This window comes from Rhodopseudomonas palustris (assembly GCF_003591005.1).
Classification (GTDB): domain Bacteria; phylum Pseudomonadota; class Alphaproteobacteria; order Rhizobiales; family Xanthobacteraceae; genus Rhodopseudomonas; species Rhodopseudomonas palustris_K.
In genome coordinates this window covers 69,861-87,056 of the sequence record NZ_QYYD01000023.1, presented here as the reverse complement: position 1 = coordinate 87,056, position 17,196 = coordinate 69,861, and the positions used below count along the sequence as shown (strand labels likewise).

At 66.3% G+C, this 17,196-nt stretch carries 12 protein-coding genes and 1 tRNA gene; 9 read left to right on the top strand and 4 right to left on the bottom strand.

The features are described from left to right. Window positions 1-187: 187 nt before the first annotated feature. The 4 genes from D4Q52_RS20435 to D4Q52_RS20420 all read right to left on the bottom strand — a co-directional run bounded on the left by D4Q52_RS20435 (window position 188) and on the right by D4Q52_RS20420 (window position 6,204). Window positions 188-910 carry a TetR/AcrR family transcriptional regulator gene (locus D4Q52_RS20435; protein ID WP_119858412.1) on the bottom strand — a complete coding sequence of 241 codons (723 nt, stop codon included), beginning with the start codon at window positions 908-910 and terminating at the stop codon, window positions 188-190. A gap of 117 nt (window positions 911-1,027) precedes the next feature. Further along, window positions 1,028-2,716 (bottom strand): long-chain fatty acid--CoA ligase, encoded by a 1,689-nt coding sequence (locus D4Q52_RS20430; protein WP_119858411.1) that lies wholly within the window; start codon window positions 2,714-2,716, stop codon window positions 1,028-1,030. Window positions 2,717-2,818: 102 nt separating this feature from the next. Continuing rightward, window positions 2,819-4,030 (bottom strand): ABC transporter substrate-binding protein, encoded by a 1,212-nt coding sequence (locus D4Q52_RS20425; RefSeq protein ID WP_119858410.1) that lies wholly within the window; start codon window positions 4,028-4,030, stop codon window positions 2,819-2,821. A 47-nt stretch (window positions 4,031-4,077) separates the two neighbouring features. Continuing rightward, a complete protein-coding gene (locus D4Q52_RS20420; protein ID WP_119858409.1) occupies window positions 4,078-6,204 on the bottom strand; it encodes an alpha/beta hydrolase fold domain-containing protein in 2,127 nt (708 codons plus the stop codon). Window positions 6,205-6,485: 281 nt separating this feature from the next. Between D4Q52_RS20420 and D4Q52_RS20415 the strand changes: the two genes are divergently transcribed. The 9 genes from D4Q52_RS20415 (at window position 6,486) to D4Q52_RS20370 (ending at window position 17,186) form a co-directional block, all read left to right on the top strand. Further along, the gene (locus tag D4Q52_RS20415) at window positions 6,486-7,970 is read left to right on the top strand and encodes an MFS transporter (protein ID WP_119858408.1); all 1,485 of its coding nucleotides are present in this window, start codon (window positions 6,486-6,488) and stop codon (window positions 7,968-7,970) included. After that, window positions 7,967-8,767 carry a trehalose-phosphatase gene (otsB, locus tag D4Q52_RS20410; protein ID WP_119858407.1) on the top strand — a complete coding sequence of 267 codons (801 nt, stop codon included), beginning with the start codon at window positions 7,967-7,969 and terminating at the stop codon, window positions 8,765-8,767. The genes D4Q52_RS20415 and otsB overlap by 4 nt, the downstream gene beginning before the upstream one ends. 158 nt (window positions 8,768-8,925) lie before the next feature. Beyond that, window positions 8,926-10,413, top strand: coding sequence for an alpha,alpha-trehalose-phosphate synthase (UDP-forming) (gene otsA, locus D4Q52_RS20405; RefSeq protein WP_119858406.1), 1,488 nt, complete (start codon window positions 8,926-8,928; stop codon window positions 10,411-10,413). Window positions 10,414-10,737: 324 nt separating this feature from the next. Then, a tRNA-Ser gene (locus D4Q52_RS20400) sits at window positions 10,738-10,827 on the top strand. Between the two features lie 457 nt (window positions 10,828-11,284). Next, window positions 11,285-11,983 carry a TetR/AcrR family transcriptional regulator gene (locus D4Q52_RS20390; protein WP_119858404.1) on the top strand — a complete coding sequence of 233 codons (699 nt, stop codon included), beginning with the start codon at window positions 11,285-11,287 and terminating at the stop codon, window positions 11,981-11,983. Window positions 11,984-12,084: 101 nt separating this feature from the next. Next, a complete protein-coding gene (locus D4Q52_RS20385) occupies window positions 12,085-14,514 on the top strand; it encodes a xanthine dehydrogenase family protein molybdopterin-binding subunit (RefSeq protein ID WP_119858403.1) in 2,430 nt (809 codons plus the stop codon). Continuing rightward, complete coding sequence (locus tag D4Q52_RS20380; protein WP_182915383.1) at window positions 14,511-15,362, top strand: FAD binding domain-containing protein; 852 nt, start codon at window positions 14,511-14,513, stop codon at window positions 15,360-15,362. The genes D4Q52_RS20385 and D4Q52_RS20380 overlap by 4 nt, the downstream gene beginning before the upstream one ends. Beyond that, window positions 15,359-15,862 (top strand): (2Fe-2S)-binding protein, encoded by a 504-nt coding sequence (locus D4Q52_RS20375; RefSeq protein WP_119858420.1) that lies wholly within the window; start codon window positions 15,359-15,361, stop codon window positions 15,860-15,862. The genes D4Q52_RS20380 and D4Q52_RS20375 overlap by 4 nt, the downstream gene beginning before the upstream one ends. Before the next feature lie 4 nt (window positions 15,863-15,866). Further along, complete coding sequence (locus D4Q52_RS20370) at window positions 15,867-17,186, top strand: MFS transporter (RefSeq protein ID WP_119858401.1); 1,320 nt, start codon at window positions 15,867-15,869, stop codon at window positions 17,184-17,186. Window positions 17,187-17,196 lie beyond the last annotated feature (10 nt).

Below are 17,196 nucleotides of genomic sequence, written 5' to 3'. Positions count from 1 at the left end.
CCGCCCCCCCCCCCACAAAAAATACCCCGGGGGGGGGGGGGGCCCCCCCCGCGCCCCCCGGCGGGCCCCCTGGGGGGGCGGGTGTTCTTTTTTTCGGGGGGCCCCCCTGCTCCCCCCCCCGACCCGGAATGACGGGGTGAGGCTGTGCTCCGCGCAGAGCGGCGGGAGTGGTCGTTCCTCGCTGCCGTCAGCTGGCCGATGCCTTCGGCAGATCGGCATTGAGCAACCTAAACGTCAGCACCAGGATCTGCTGCAGCGTCTCGTCGATCGTGCGCCGGCCGTCGGGCTTGAACCAATAGGCGGCGCGGTCCCACTGGTTCATGATCGCCACGGTGACGAACATCGGATCGACCGGATCGTCCACCCCGACGAAATCGGTGACGAGATCGTGGATCCTGTAGCGATAGGCGTCGAGCCGGCGCCGGAAATGCTCGCGGTCGGTTTCGGCAAAGAACAGCTTGCCGAACTGCGGATCGATCAGCCGGTCGTTGGCGCGCGAGATGACCTGGTGACGCAGCTTGTAGCCGGCGTGGCGGCGGGCAATCTCGAGCAGGCGCTCGCTGCGGTCGGTCTGGTCGATGTCCTTCAGCACGTAGGAAAAGAAATTGTCCATGCCGAAATCGACTGCCGCGACCAGCAGCGCTTCCTTCGACGGGTAGTAGTTGTACAGCGTCGGCGCGCGCAGCCCGACGGCGCTGGCGATGGTGCGCATGCTGCAGGTCTCGTAGCCGCGTTCGGCGAACAGCGCGATCGCGGTCAGCAGGATCTTGATCCGCATCCGGCCGGCGGGCGAGTCCGGCTGGCCGATGATGGCGCTCTCGTCGACCAGATCGCCCTGATAGCTGAGAGCCGGACCGTCGGCCGGCACCCGTGCGCCCGTCCGCGTGCGCTTCATCTCGGTCGGACTCATTCCGGCATGCTCCAAAGGCCGCTGCGGCCTGGAGCCAGAGCTAACCGAGCCGCCGGGGGCTGGCAACCGCGCCGCTGCTGCGGCGCACGAGGGGACGGCGGCGCCCGGCGCGGCGCCTTAGCGTATCGCCGCCTCCGCGTCCTGCAGGGCGCGCCACATCACCTTGCCGGAGGCGCTCTTCGGCAGCGCCTCCTTGAACTCGACGATGCGCGGCACCTTGTAGGCGCTCACCTGGGTCCGGCACCAGGCGATGATGTCCTGCTCGGTCAGATCGGCATGCGACGGCCGGCGCACCACCACGGCCTTGACGGTCTCGCCCCGATAGGCGTCGGTCGAACTGATGATGCAGACCTCCTGAATGCCGGGATGCCGGAACATCAGCGCCTCCAGCTCGGCCGGCCACACCTTGTAGCCGGCGGCGTTGATCATGCGCTTGAGCCGATCGGTGATGAAGAAGTAACCGTCCGCATCGCGATAGCCGAGATCGCCGGTGCGCAGAAAGCGCTTGCCGTCGATCTCGATGAACGCCTGCTCGGTCGCGTCGGGGCGCTGCCAATAGCCCTGAAACACCTGCGGCCCATGCACGGCGATCTCGCCCTGCTCACCGTCGGCGATCTCCTGCCCGGTCTCGATGTCGATGATCCGCGCATCGACGCTGATGAACGGAATGCCGAGGCATTGCAGCTTGGGCGCGTCGCAGGGATTCATCAGCGTGACGGCGGAGGTCTCGGTGAGGCCGTAGCCTTCAACGAATTCGAGACCGAACCGCTCGCGCAGGCGCTCGGCGACGGCCTGCGGCATCGCCGCGCCGCCGCCGCCGATCTGCACCAGGCTCGACAGATCGTACTGATCGAGATTGGGGCTCGCGAGCAGATCGATGATCATGGTCGGGATCGACAGCCAATGGCTGACGCGGTGCTGCGAGATCAGCCGGCCGGCGACGTCGCGATCCCAGCGCGGCATGATGATGAGCGTCGCGCCGGCATAGATCGCGCCGTGCATCACGCACACGAGGCCAGTGATATGAAACATCGGCAGCACGCCGAGGCTGACGGTTTCGGGCGTGCCGTCGATCCAGAACATCGTGGTCATCGCATTGTGGGTGACGCTGCCGTGGGTCAGCATGCAGCCCTTCGGCAGCCCGGTGGTGCCGCTGGTGTAGGGCAGCAGCGCCAGATCATCGCGGCCGACCCGCAGTTCCGGCAGCGGATCGTCGGCCGCGACGGCGTCACGCCAGGCGTGCACGGCGGCGCCGCGGAGGTTCGGCAGAGCATGCTGCGTCGTCAGCCAGTCGCGCCATGGCGGCGGGATCGACGCATCGTCACCAAGGACATCGGTGAACTGGCTGACGATGAGATGCTGCAGCCGGTCGCCGCCATCGATGCCGTTGCTGGCGGCAGCCAGGCCTTCGGCGAGGTCGCCGGTGGTCAGCGCCACTTTGGCTTGCGCGTCGGTGATGTAGTGGCGCAGCTCTTCGGCGCGGTTCATCGGGTTGACCGGCACGGTCACCGCGTTGGCGCGCGCGATCGCTAGATGCGCGATCACCAGCTGCGGGCAGTTTTGCATCACCACCAGCACGCGGTCGCCGGCCCCGACGCCCAACGCGTTGAGACGCGCCGCCAACCGCTCGGCGCTGTGCTTGAGCTGCTGATAGGTCAGGCTGCTGCCGAGGAAGCCGAGCGCGGTCCGGTGCGGATAGCGCGCGGCGCTGACGGCGAGATTGTCCCACAGCGAGGTGGCCGGCGGCTCGACAGCCGTCGGCAGGCGAGGCGGCCAGGTTTTCAGCAGTCGCTTGTTGTGGGGCATCACTTCCGTCCCGTTTTTCTCGTGCCTCAGATCATCGGCCCGCGACTGGAGCCAGCCGCGGGCCGTGTGGTCCTGTTGTACATCAGCGCCCGATCGCGTGGATCACTTCACCAGCGGGCATTTCGACTCCGACAGCGGCGGATAGGCGCTGCTGCCCGGGATGGTTTCGCGGATGTCGACATAATCCCAGGCGATGCGAGAGTCAGCCGGCTTCTTCACCGCCAGCACATACATGTCGTGGATCATGCGGCCGTCCGCGCGGATCCGCCCGCCCTTGGCGAAGACGTCGTTGATCTCGGTGGTTTTGAGATGATCGAGCACGGTCTTCGGATCGTCGGTGCCGGTCTGCTTGACCGCCTTCAGATAGCTGGTGATCGCCGAATACAGGCCGGCCTGCAGCATGATCGGCATGCGGTTGCGCTGCTTGAAGAAGCGTTGGCTCCAGGCGCGCGATTCATCGTCGCGGTTCCAGTAGAAGCCCTCGACCAGGATCATGCCCTGCGCGGCGTCGAGGCCGATGGCGTGCACGTCGGTCAGCGACGCGGCGAGTGGCGCCAGCGTCTGGGTGATGCCGAAGTCGCGCGCCGCCTTGACCGAATTGATCAGATCGCCGCCGGCATTGGCGAGCCCGATCACGTCCGGCCCGGCGCTTTGCGCGCTGAGCACGAAGGACGAGAAGTCCGCCGTGCCGGTCGGATGCTTGCGCGATCCGATCACCTTGCCGCCTGCCGCGACGATCGCCTGGGTCGCGTCCTTCTCGATCGCCTGGCCGAGCGCGTAGTCCACCGTCAGGAAGTACCAGTTCTTCTTCCCCGACCGCGTGATCGACCCGGCGAGCGCGTTGGAAATGCCGTGCGTATCCCAGGCATACAGCACGGTGTTGGGCGAGCACTGCTCGTTGACCAGCGTGGTGGTGCCGGCACCGGTGACCATGAGCACGCGGTTCTTGTCACGCGTGACGCCCGACACCGCCAGCGCCACCGCCGAATTGATCGCGTCGGTGACCATGTCGACGCCGTCGACATCGTACCACTCACGCACCCGGCTGACCGCGATATCCGGCTTGTTCTGATGATCGGAGACGACCAGTTCGACCTTGAACGGCGGCTTCTCGTTGTTGACGAAATCCTCGATCGCCATGCGGGCGGCGGTTTCGGAATTCGCGCCGCTCAGATCCTGGAACACGCCGGACATGTCGGCGAGCACGCCGATCTTGACGACATTGTTGGAGATGCCCGGCGTTTGCGCGGCGACTTGTCCGGCCAGAACGCACGACAGCGCGCACGCGACCATAGACCCTGCGAAGGTTCTCATCGTTTCTCACCCTGTGTTTTGTTTCTAGTTGACGGCGGCGCTGCTGATCAGCGCCGTAATTGTTGCGCCCATGTCCCGATGTCCTGCATCGTCGCTTTGGTCTCGGGCAGGAACGGGAACAGCGTGTAGACGTGGACCGAGTCGTCCACGATCCGCGACGTCACATCGATGCCGGCCCGCTTGGCGCGCTCGATCAGCCGGGTGGTGTCGCTGAGCAGCACCTCGCCCTCGCTCGCCGTCAGATAGATCGGCGGCAGGCCGGAGAGATCGCCGTACAGTGGCGACACCAGCGGATCGGTCGGCTCGTGGCCCTGGAAGTAGGACGCGCCGAGATAGGTCAGCATGTCGCGATTGGCGGCGGGATCGTCGCCGTGGAATTTCGACACGCTGTCGCCGCGCAAGGTGAGATCGGCGAACGGACAGACGCCGATGATGCCTGCGGGCTGCGGATCGTCCGTGGTCTTGAGCGCGATCGCCAGCGCCAGCGCCAGGCCGCCGCCGGACGACTCGCCGCTCAGGATGATGGACGAGGCCGGAATGCCGTCGTCGAGCAGCGCCCGATAGGCGTCGAGCGCGTCGTCGATCGCGGCCGGGTAGGGATGATCCGGCGCCAGCCGATAGTCGACGGTGACGCAGCTGCCGCCCACCGTTTCGGCGAGCCGCTGCGCGTATTCCAGCGAGCCGCGCGCCGAGCCGAGCACATAGCCGCCGCCGTGGAAATGCAGCACGGTCGGCGCGCCGGCCGACTTGTTAGCGGCGTGCACCCGGAACGCCGGGACGCCGCGGAGTTCGAGCTGCTCGACCGCGACATCCTTGGGAAGCGGGAAGTTGGCGGCGAGAAACTCCTCGTAGCCTTCGCGCAGGCCGTCATGGCCGCGCGCGACCTGCTCGGGCGAGAACGCGTTCTTCCACAGCGCGAAGGCGCGCTGGCTCTCGGGCCGCTTCAGGGTCTTGCCCTCGCGCGTCGCCGACAGGCCGAGCACTTCGCCGGCCGGGCGCTTGACCGCCTCGACCACGTTGTAACCCCAGACGAAGCCCCAGGTCGTCTCGGTCATCGGATCGACGTGCTGGACGCCCTTCCAGCGGCCGTCGCGGGCGCGGATGCGCGCGGGATCGGATTCGTGGGTGAGCTTGACCATGGCGCGGGCGCCGGACTGCACGCGGGTGGTGCGCGGCCGGCGGCGTTGCTCATATTCCTGCAGCGCCTCGCCTGCGTCGCTGTGCGACGACAGCATGGTTGCCAGCGTCCAGGCATCCTCGATGCCCTGCGCGGCGCCTTGCGCCAGGAACGGCACCATCGGATGCGCGGCGTCGCCCATCAGGGTGACCCGGCCATAGGTCCAGCGGTCGATCGGATCGCGATAATACATGCCGGTGATGAAGCCGGTTTCGATCTGCTCCATCATCTTGCGCGCGCGCGGCTCGATGTCGGCGAACGAGCGATGCAGGTCGTCGATGTCGCCGCTCTCGGTCCAGGATTCGCGCTGCACTTCGGCGGCCGGCACGGACGCCAGGATGCTGTAGAGATTGTTCGGCCGCACCCAATAGGTGATCAGCGTGCGACCGGGGCCGAACCAGTAATTGCCCTTCTCCTCGAGATTGACGTGGCGCAGCTTGTCGGCCGGGATCAGCGCGCGCCACATCAGGATGTTGGAGAAATGCGTCGGCTCCTCGCCGCGCAGCTGCTTACGGATCACCGAGTGGATGCCGTCGGCGCCGATTAGCACGTCGCCACGGATCTGTTCGCCCGACGCTAGCCGCACGGTGACGCCGGCCGCGTCCTGATCGAACGAAGCGACCGGCGCACCGAGGCGCAGCGATTCGGCCGGCATCGCTCGCGCCAACAGATCGATCAGGTCGGCGCGGTGGATGTTGTAGAGCGGGGCGCCCCAGTGTTTGGCGCCGATATCGCCGAGCGGTGACAGGCTGAGCAGCTTGCCTTTGGCGATGTCGCGCAGCTCGTAGGACTGCGGAATGACGCCCGCGTCGGCGACGGCCTGTTCCAGTCCAAGCTCGCGCAACACCCAGACCCCATTGGCGGCCAGCTGAATGCCGGCCCCAATCTCTTTCAGCTCCGGCGCCTGCTCGAGCACGACGGCCTCGTGGCCCTTCTTGTGCAGGGCGATCGCAGCCGTCATGCCGGCGATTCCTGCCCCAACGATAATCACGCGCATTCCGCCGCTCTCCCCTATTGTGACCCATCTCTGTGGGTCTACGAACGAACGTTCGTACGTAGTCATATCCAACCGTGGGGAGGGGCGTCAAGCTTTTGGCAGAACGGGCTACCGCGAGCCGGGGCGGCCGCTGCTGCGACGCGTGCCGCACCACCCCAAGTGCCGCCCGACCCCGATTCGGAACCGATGTCGCCACCTTCCGTTATCGGCCCATCTGTCCGCCGCCCGCGGCGCATCGCCGTCGGCGGGTGCGGCGTGGCTCAACACGCCGAGCGAGGGGAATGGCTTATTCGACCAGCGCCGCAAGCACGAAGCCGCCCCATGCGCCGGCTGCGGATAGCCGTGTGGTCGAGACCGATATCCCGGCGCGGCTGGACGGACTGCTGTGGAGCCGGATCCATACCCGGGTGGTGCTGGCGCTCGGCGTCACATGGATATTGGATGGGCTCGAGGTTACGCTGGCGGGGTCGCTGGCAGGCGCCCTGAAGGCCAGTCCGCAGTTGCAATTCTCCAATCTCGACGTCGGGATCGCCAACAGCGCTTACCTCGCCGGCGCGGTGATCGGCGCTATCGGGTTCGGCTGGCTGACCGACCGGATCGGCCGCAAGAAGCTGTTCTTCATCACGCTGGCTCTGTATCTCGCGGCGACGGCGGCGACGGCGTTCTCCTGGAATCTGTGGAGCTACGCGCTGTTCCGCTTACTCACCGGCGCGGGCATCGGCGGCGAATACACGGCGATCAATTCGACCATCCAGGAGCTGATGCCGGCGCGCTATCGCGGCTGGACCGATCTCGTCATCAACGGCAGCTTCTGGCTCGGCGCGGCGCTCGGCGCCGTCGCCGCCATCGTGCTGCTCGATCCCGCGGTGATCGATCCCGAGCATGGCTGGCGGCTCGCTTACTTCACCGGCGCCGTGCTCGGCTTGGTGGTATTCGCGATGCGGTTCTGGATTCCGGAAAGTCCGCGCTGGCTGATGACGCATGGCCGTCCGGAGGAAGCCGAAGCGATCGTCACCGAGCTCGAACGCACCGCGCGGATCGATCCGCGCGCGCAGCGTCCGCATCCGAAGATCAGGTTGCGGATGCGCACTCATACGCCGCTGGGCGAGGTGGCGCGCACGCTGTTTCACACCTATCGGCAGCGCTCGCTGGTCGGGCTGACTCTGATGGCCGCGCAGGCGTTCTTCTTCAACGCCATCTTCTTCACCTACGCGCTGGTGCTGACCGATTTCTTCGACATTCCGTCCAGCCACGTCGGCTGGTACATCCTGCCGTTCGCGGCCGGCAATTTTCTCGGGCCGCTGCTGCTCGGGCGGCTGTTCGACACGCTCGGCCGCCGCACCATGATCGCATTCACCTATGGCGTGTCCGGTGTCCTGCTGGCGATCTCGGGCTATCTGTTCTCGATCGGCGCGCTCAGCGCGCAGAGCCAGACGATCGCCTGGATGATCATCTTCTTCTTCGCCTCGCCGGCGGCGAGCGCCGCCTATCTCACCGTGAGCGAGACCTTTCCGCTGGAGGTGCGGGCGCTGGCGATCGCGCTGTTCTATGCGTTCGGCACCGGCGTCGGCGGCGTCGCCGGGCCGGCGCTGTTCGGTGCGCTGATCGACACAGGATCGCGCGGCAGCCTGTTCGCCGGCTATCTGCTCGGCGCCGTGCTGATGGTGGTCGCCGCCTTCGTCGGGTGGCGCTATGGTATCGCGGCCGAACGTCGGTCGCTCGAACACGTCGCGCGGCCGCTGGCCGCCGTAGAGGAAGGCAAATGACTGCGAAACTCGCCGAAACGGCAACACGGTTGAATTCGAACTCGGTGCCTGCATCGGCCGTGGCGATGCCTGCTCTCGACCACTGCGCGCTGCTGCTCGACATCGACGGCACGTTGCTCGACTTCGCGCCGACGCCGCGCGAAGTCTGGGTGCCGCCGGAGCTGGAGCAGACGCTGCGGCAGTTGCACGAACGCACCTCGGGCGCGATGGCGCTGGTCAGCGGCCGCTCGATCAACGACATCGACCTGATCTTCGCGCCGATGAAGCTGCCCGCGGTCGGAGGGCACGGCGCCGAGATGCGGCTGTTGTCGGGCGGCGAAACCGCCGCCGTGCATGCGCCGCCGCTCGATCCGGAACTGAAGAGCCGGCTCGCCGCGATTGCGCGGATCAGTCCCGGCATTCTGCTCGAGGACAAGGGTTATTCGCTGGCGCTGCATTATCGCCTCGCGCCGCATACCGAGAAGGCGATCTACGAATCCGTCGCGGCGATCCGCGCCGAGAATCCGCACGCGCCGCTGGAAGTGCTGCCCGGCAAGTCGGTGTGCGAGATCAAGCATTCAGGTTTCACCAAGGCAACCGGCGTCATCGAATTGATGAAGCATCAGCCGTTCACCGGCCGGCGCCCGGTGTTCATCGGCGACGACGTCACCGACGAAACCGTGTTCGCCATCATGCCCGAACTACGCGGCCTCGCCTTTGCGGTCGGACGCCACAGCGACATCGTCAACGGCCATTTCGAAGAGCCGCGCGATGTCCGCGCCTGGCTGACACGCCTGCTTGATCCACCGGCGCCGTAGCTAACGGTACTCTGGCGACCTGCTGCACCACCCACCGCGGAAGTCTGTGCGGTGCATGACCATCGGACGGCCTTAAAGTTGTTCGAATTGCGTCATGGAACGAACTTGATGAACGGCTGTTAATTCGCCGAACATCAGTAGGGGCGCCGGAGGGACAAGTGAACCTAGTCGTCGTTTCCAACCGGGTGGCAAGAGCTTCGGCGAACGAGCCGATGACGGGTGGTCTGGCCGCCGCGCTGTTACCCGTTGTTGAAAAATCTGGCGCCATCTGGGTGGGCTCCAGTGGTCGCGTGCGCGATGGCGCACAGAGGGAACCCTTCGCCGAAATTGAAGAACTCGGCGCCGGTGCGTTGGCGATGCTGGATCTGCCGGCGGCGCATTACGGTGGCTACTACGAAGGATTCGCAAATTCGGCGCTGTGGCCGGCGCTGCACTCCCGTGCCGATCTGATCCGTGTGTCCCAGGACGACTACCATTCCTATCGCGAAGTGAATGGGTTCATGGCGCGGGCACTGATGCGGTTCCGCAAACCCGATACTGCCTTCTGGATTCAGGACTACCATTTCCTTGCGCTGGGGGCCGAGCTGCGCGACCTCGGCGTTACCCAGCCGATCGGCTTCTTCCTGCACACGCCCTGGGCCTCGCCCGCCACGATGGGCTGCGTGCCGCACAATCGCGAACTGATCGAGGCAATGCTGGCTTATGATCTGATCGGTTTTCAAACCGAGGAGGATCGCGACAACTTCCTGGCCTACGTCAAAGCCGAGCTCGGCCTGCCGATCACCGACGGTGTCGTGACCAGCTCGCGCGGCGCCTCGCGTTGTCAGGTGTTTCCGATCGGCATCGATGCTGATCTGTTCGCCCAGCAGGCGCAGAAGGCGGTGGCGCACCCCGACGTGTCGCGGCTGCGCAAGAGCCTGAACGGCGAGAAGCTGGTGATCGGTGTCGACCGGCTCGATTACTCGAAGGGTCTGATCAACCGCGTCAACGCGTTCGAGCGGATGCTGACGAGCCGGCCGTCGCTGCAGCGAACCGTGTCTCTGCTGCAGATCGCGACGCCGTCGCGCGGCACGATCGAAGCCTATGGCAATCTGCAGGGCGACCTCGCCCGGCTGGTCAGCGACGTCAACGGCCGGCTCGGCGAGGCCGACTGGACGCCGATCCGCTACCTCAACAAGGGCTTCCGCCAGGCCGTGCTGGCTGGGCTGTACCGCACCGCACAGGTCGGCCTGGTGACGCCGCTACAGGACGGCATGAACCTGGTGGCGAAGGAATATGTCGCCGCGCAGAACCCGATCGACCCCGGCGTGCTGGTGCTGTCGAAATTCGCCGGCGCCGCCAACGAGCTCGACACCGCGCTGTTGGTCAACCCGCACGACATCGAGAGCATGGCCCGCGCCATCGCCACCGCCCTTGCCATGCCCCTCACCGAGCGCCGTATGCGCTGGGAAGTCATGATGGGCAAGCTGCGTCGCGGCAGCGTGCAGTCCTGGTTCTCGGATTTCGTCGATGCCCTCGGCGCGGCCCATGCGGCTAAGGGCGAGGCCGGCAATGCCGCTGCGGCCGGAGAAGCCCCCGCCCTCAAGCTGGCCGGCGGCTGGTCGCGCCGCCCACCGATGGCCTATGGCGGAGCGATCTTGCAGTAGGAGCCTGCACGCCTGGGCGACTGGCGTAAACGCGTTGGATGCCTCGCGAATTTGCTCGCCATCTTGAACGGCTTGGCGTGCCCTCGCATTCCGTCATGGCCGGGCTTGTCCCGGCCATCCATGCCTTTGCGGCATTTCCACCAGTAATTCCCGAACGGCGAAGGCTAAGACCCAGCTCGGCCGCCCGACCGTCAGCGTCCCGTCGCGGGTGGCGGCCTTGCCGGTGACCAGAGCCTCGCCAAATCAATAATTTAGCTGGAAATCGCCCGCATCCCGCGCCGATCCCTTGCAAAATCCGCACGGCGCGGTCATGAGAGGGCGCCCGGAGAGATGGCCGAGTGGCTTAAGGCGCACGCTTGGAAAGCGTGTGTGCGGGAAACCGTACCGTGGGTTCGAATCCCACTCTCTCCGCCATCGGCGATCCGTCGACGCCTCCGTGCCGTCGCCCTGACGAGCAGGCCCCGGTGCCCTTCAAGATGATGGCACGATAGCTGCCCCGGCGGACAGGGCTTCGTCGGGGTGCCGCGAAGTAATAGCATGGTTGCCGCGAGGGCAGGCGATCAGCAGCATGCCGCTCCAACATCACCTTCCGGTCGCCGACCGATGATACTGCCCGCAGCCAACGGAGATCCGCCGGCTCGCTGACTCTGCAGCGATCGCTGCCCATCCAGGCGCTGGCAACTTGAAAGATGCTGGCCGTCGAGCAGCCGATGAAATTCGAGGACCACTCGCAGGGCCGCGCCTGCTATATCCGCACCGCGCGCTCCGTATTGCTGCCCGTTTCATTGCCCCGTCGGGCCGGCGGCGGACATCATGTCCGGCACAAGCGGGCCTTCGCAAATTTCAAATTCTCGTTTAAAAGGCCGGCGCCATGACGCCGAAGCGAACCATACGGGCACGGACGGCAAGTCCTCAGCGTGACCAGGAAATCAAGAGCCGGATCATTTCCGCGGCCGAGCACGTCTTTGCCGAAATGGGGGTGGAGAAGGCAACGTTGCGCGACATCACCCAGCGGGCAGAAGTCAATGTCGCGGCGGTGAGTTATTACTTCGGTTCGAAGTCGGATCTCGTCCACTCGGTGTTCGATCGCCTGTCGACGCGGTTGAACGAGCGACGAACGGACGAACTCGATCGATGCCTGGCCGAAGCGAAACGGGCGAAACGGCCGCCCGATCTTCGGGCGATTCTCGAGATTTTTATCCAGCCGTATCTCGACGGCAAGAGCGGCCGGCTGTTCGCACGCATGATCCTGCAACATCGTCTGGCTCCCTCGGAGGTTACCGCGGCGATCATCTCCGGCCATTTTGATCCGATGGCCAGGCGCTTCATCCAGGCGATCCACGATGCTTGTCCGGATGTGGATCCGGATGTCTTTTATTGGCGCTACGTGTTCATGATCGGTTCGGTCGTCTATTCCGTGGCCGATCATGGCGTGCTCGATCGCGCTGAACAACTATCCGGCGGCAGGGTCAAGGCGCGCGGATTGGCCGATGTTCACGAGGCGCTGCTCGATTTTCTGGTTGCAGGCGTTCGCCAGCCGTCCCCCCAAGCCCCACGCCGCAAGCGCTGAGTAGCGGGCCGCGGCGCGCGAAGCCGGACGCTTGACGAAATCTAAATTTATGTTTTAAATTCGTGTTTAACAATAACCGCCTCTCAGGGAAGGACGTCGGCGTGGTCGACCGCGCGAGTGCCGAATTCGTCGGCCAGCAATCTGCCGTCACGGCCGCATCGCCACCGCAGACGACCCGGTGGGTCGGGGCCAGTGTTCCGCGCAAACAGGCCGGCCGATTCGTCACCGGCGCCAGCGAATATGCGGCCGACCTGATACGGCCGGAGACGCTGCGCGTCGCACTGCTGCGCAGCCCTCATGCCCACGCCGCGATACGCAGCCTCGACGTCAGCGCGGCCCGGCGCGCTCCAGGTGTCGTTGCAGTCCTGACCGGCAATGACGTCACCGAGTTGTCGAAGCCGATGCCAACACGCGTGCCGCGGGAGCGCTTTCCGGGCCCGATCGATGTGTGGTGTCTCGCGGTGGATGAAGTGCTTTATGTCGGCCAGCCGGTCGCTGCGATCGTCGCGGAACGGCTGGCGGACGCCGAAGCCGCGGCGCGTCTGATCGAGGTCGACTACCAGCCGCTCGATGCCGTGCTCGATGCGGCGTCGGGCGCGGCGGCCTCCTCGCCGCCGGCCCGCCGGGCATGGGCGACCAATATCGTGTTCCGCGACAGCATCGAGCAGGGTGACGTGGCAGCCGCAGTGGCGGCGGCCGATCACGTGGTGCGCGGCACGATGAGCTTCGGCGCCGCGACGACCGCGCCGATCGAAACCCGATGCTACATCGCCGATTGGGACGCCAAAGCGGAGAAGCTGGCGTTTCACGGCACGGTGCAGCAGCCGCATCCGACGCGCTGGCTGCTGGCGCAGGCACTCGATCTGCCGGAAACCAGCATACGCGTCGTCGCGCCGCAGATGGGGGGTACCTTCGGCCTGAAGATGGTCGGGCATCCGGAGGAAGTCATCGTCGCGCTGCTCAGCCGCCGGCTGCAACGGCCGGTCGCCTTCGTCGAGAGCCGCGAAGAGTGCTTCCTCGCCAATGCGCGCGAGCAGACCCACGAGTTCGAGATCGCGGCGCGCGCCGACGGCACCATCACGGCTTTTCGCAATCTGGTGCGGGCAGATGTCGGTGCGATCGGCGCAGGCGGCGGCTGGCTGATGGCGTTCGTCACGCCGACCGTGTTTCCGACCGTCTATGCGATTGCGAACTGCGCGATCGACTCGGTGGTCGTCACCACCAACAAGCCGCCGTGGCAGGGCGTGCGCGGCTACGGCAAGGAGACCGCCAATGTGGTGATGGAGCGCGCCATCGAGCTGATCTCGGCCGAGCTCGGCCTCGATCCGGTCGAGGTGCGCCGGCGCAATCTGCTGAACAAGGACGGTTTCCCGCATCGTCTGCCGTCCGGCCTGATGCTCGACAGTGGCGACTATGAAGGCGCGCTCGATCAGCTCGGCGAATTGTTCGACCGGCCGCACTGGTCGGCCGCCAAGGCGGAGGCGCAAAACACCGGCCGCCATATCGGCATCGGCTTCGCATTCGAGCTCACGCCCGAAGGCGCTTCGTTTCCCGGTTCGATGCCGTCAGGCTTCGAGACTTCGATGGTCACTGTCGATCCGACCGGATCGATCCGCGTCGCCACCAGCGTGACCTCGCCCGGCAGTGGCAATGAGACCGGCATCGCTCAGCTCGTCGCCGACGTGTTCGGCGTTCATCCCGATCGCATCAGTGTCACCCAGGGCGACACCGACATCACGCCGTTCGGCGGCGGCAACACCAGCAGCCGAAGCCTGATGTTCGGCGGAGCGGCGGCCGTGCTGGCGGCGCGCGATCTGCGCGATCGTATTGCAACCTGCGCGGTGACCCTGCTGCAGGCACAGCGCGATGAACTCGACTTCGAGGGCGGTCAGATCGTCGTGCGTGGCCATGCCGATCGCGCGCTGCCGTTCGAGAAGGCGGTGTCGACCATCTACACCTTCGCTTATTCGACCGCGCTCGATGTCGAACTGCCGCTGCAGGTGACGCGGACCTACCGATCGGGCAACGTCCGCCACACGCCGGATGCCTGGGGCCGGATCAGCTCCTACCCGTCGTTCCCTTACGCGGTTCACGCCGCTGCCGTGGAGGTCGATGGCGCCACCGGCTGCGTCAGCGTGCTCGACTACGCGGCGATCCATGATTGCGGCGTCGTCGTCAATCCGCAGCTGGTGGAAGGACAGTTCCGCGGCGCTGTGGCGATGGGAATCGGCGCGGCGCTGTGGGAGGAACTGCTGCACGATGAGGGCGGCGCGACGACGACGCGGCGCTTCAAGTCCTACGTACTGCCGCGCGCGCCCGATCTTCCGAATGTCCGCATCGGGCATCGTTGCACACCGAGCCCGCTGCATCCGCTCGGGGTCAAGGGCGCCGGCGAATCCGGCTTTGGCGGCGCCATGGCGGTGATCGCCAATGCGGTCGCGGACGCGCTCGGCGAGACCGGCCGCAGGCTGTCGCGGCTGCCGTGCAAACCCGAGACGTTGTTGGACCTGCTGCCGGGGGATCGCACGTGATCCAGCAGCGTTTCGATTACCACGCGCCGCGCTCGATCGACGAGGCGCTCGGACTGCTCGCGGCGGCCGGCGAGGATTGCGCTGTGCTCGGCGGGGGCACCTGGCTGATCCCCAGCATGACCTATGCGATCACCCGGCCGACGCGGGTGCTGGATCCGCGGCATCTCAATCTCGAGACGATCGCGGAAGATGGCGACGCGCTGTGGCTCGGTGCGCGCGTCACCTACGCAGCCGCAATGGCAGCGCCAGTCGTCGCCACGCAAGCGCCATTGCTCGCCAGCATGGCCCGGCAGATCACCGGCGGCGTCTCGATCGTCGGGCAGGGCACGATCGGCGGCTCGGCCTGCTACGCCAATCCGTCCTCCGATGTGCCGGCCTGCCTGCTCGCCCTCGGCGCGCGCCTTCGATTGGCTTCGACGCGCGGCAGCCGGGACCTCGAGGCCGCGGAGTTTTTCCGCGGCGCCTTCACGACGGCGCGGCGGCCAGACGAAATGCTGCTCGGCATCGTCATTCCCAAAGCCTCGCCGACGCGACGGCACGGCTACGCGAAGCTGAAATTCAGCACCGGCTCGTGGCCGATCGTGACCGCGGCCGTGACGATCGATCGCGACGCCGACGGCGATCGGGTGCGTGCGGCGCTCGGCGCCGCGACCGGAGCGCCGCTGCTGTCCGAAGCGCTGCTGCCCGTTGGAGCCGGGCTCGACGTCATCGAGAACTTCGCTGCCGGCTTCGCTGCACGCGTGGCGGCCGACGAGTGGGCCGACGAACTGGCAGGGCCCGGTTATCGACGGCGTGTCGCGGCGTCGATCGTCCTGCGCGCCCTGCAGCAATGCGCGGAGACGGCATGACGACCTCACCGACGGAAGCGGTTCGCCTGCAGTTGAATGGACAGGTTGTCGAGGCCGCGATCGATCCACGAGCCCTGCTGATCGAAGTAATTCGAGATCTCGGCGCCACCGGCGCGCGCGCCGGCTGCCTCACCGGCGATTGCGGCGCTTGCAGCGTCGAGATCGACGGCCGGCTGGCGAAGTCCTGCCTGGTCCTGGCCGTGTCGGCCGGTGGCAGCGCCATCGTCACGATCGAAGGCCGCGACGATGCGATGGCGCGCGCCGTTCAGGATGCATTCGTCCGCTGCGGCGGCTTTCAGTGCGGCTTCTGCACCTCCGGCATGATCATGGTGGCGCTCGAACTGCTGGGTCGCAATCCCGATCCGACCGAAGCGCAAATTCGCGCCGCCATCAGCGGCAATCTCTGCCGCTGCACCGGCTACGAGGACATCGTCCGTTCGATCGCGTCGGCGGCCGAAGCGTATCGCGCCAACATCACCAATAACAAACAACGGGAGTAAACGAATGGAAACGGTCAAAGCCGAACGAACGCCGGTCACGGCGGCGTTCTCCAGCCTGCTGGGCAGCTGCATCGAGTGGTACGATTTCTACATCTACGGCACCGCCACGGCGTTGGTGTTCAACGCCATCTTCTTCCCGAGCTTCGATCCATTGGTCGGCACGCTGCTGGCGTTCGGCACCTTCAGCGCCGGCGCCGTCATGCGGCCGCTCGGCGGCATCATCTGCGGTCACTTCGGCGACAAGATTGGTCGTAAGTCGATGCTGATCTGGACGCTGATCCTGATGGGCGGCGCCACCGTGCTGATCGGCCTGGTCCCGAGCTACGCGCAGATCGGCATCGCGGCGCCGATCCTGCTGATCCTGCTGCGCTGCGTTCAGGGCATCGCGTTCGGCGGTGAGTGGGCCGGCGCTGCGCTGATCGCCGTCGAGCATGCCCCGGAGAAGCGACAGGGCTTCTTCGGCTGCTTCCCGCAGATGGGGTCGCCGATCGCGCTGTTTCTGTCGACCGGCACCTTCGCTCTGCTGGCGATGATGCCGAAAGACGATTTCATGTCGTGGGGCTGGCGGATTCCGTTCGTCGCCAGCGCGATCCTGATCGTCATCGGCCTGATGTTCCGCGTCAAGCTGCTGGAGAGCCCGGCCTTCGTCGAAGCGCAGGCGCGGGGCGAGACCGTGCAGGCGCCGATCAAGACGGTGCTGCAGACCAACCTGAAGAACGTGCTGATCGGCTTCGGCGTCGTGCTGTGCACCACGGTGGCGTTCTACGTCCAGGCGATCTTCGTGGTGTCCTACGCGACGCAAACCGTCGGGGCCGATCGCCAGACCGTGCTCAACGCGGTGCTGGTGGGATCGTTCTTCGAGCTGCTGATGATCCCGGCCTTCGCGCTGCTGGCGGACCGTGTCGGGCTCAAGCCCGTGGCGTTCTTCGGCGCGCTGTGGACGACCGCGTTCAGCTTCCCGTTCTTCAAGTTCATCGATGCCGGCACGCCGCTGTCGATCGGCCTCGGCATCACGCTGGCGATGGTCGGGATCAGTGCGCTGTTCGCCGTGCTGCCGGCCTATGTGTCGAAGCTGTTCGATACGCGGGTTCGCTTCACCGGCATCTCGCTGTCCTACGGCATCGCCGCCGGATTGATCGGTGGCCTGACTCCGCTGTTGTCGAGCAGCCTGTTCCTGTGGGCCAAGTCGGCGTGGCCGATCGCCTTGTACCTGGTGGGGATCGGCACGATCAGCATGATCGCCGTGCTCGCCAGCCCGTCGTTCGACCGGCAGCCGTCCCGCAAGACCGTGATGGGCGACGGTTTGCCGCGATCAGCGTCGTGACAGCGTGAGC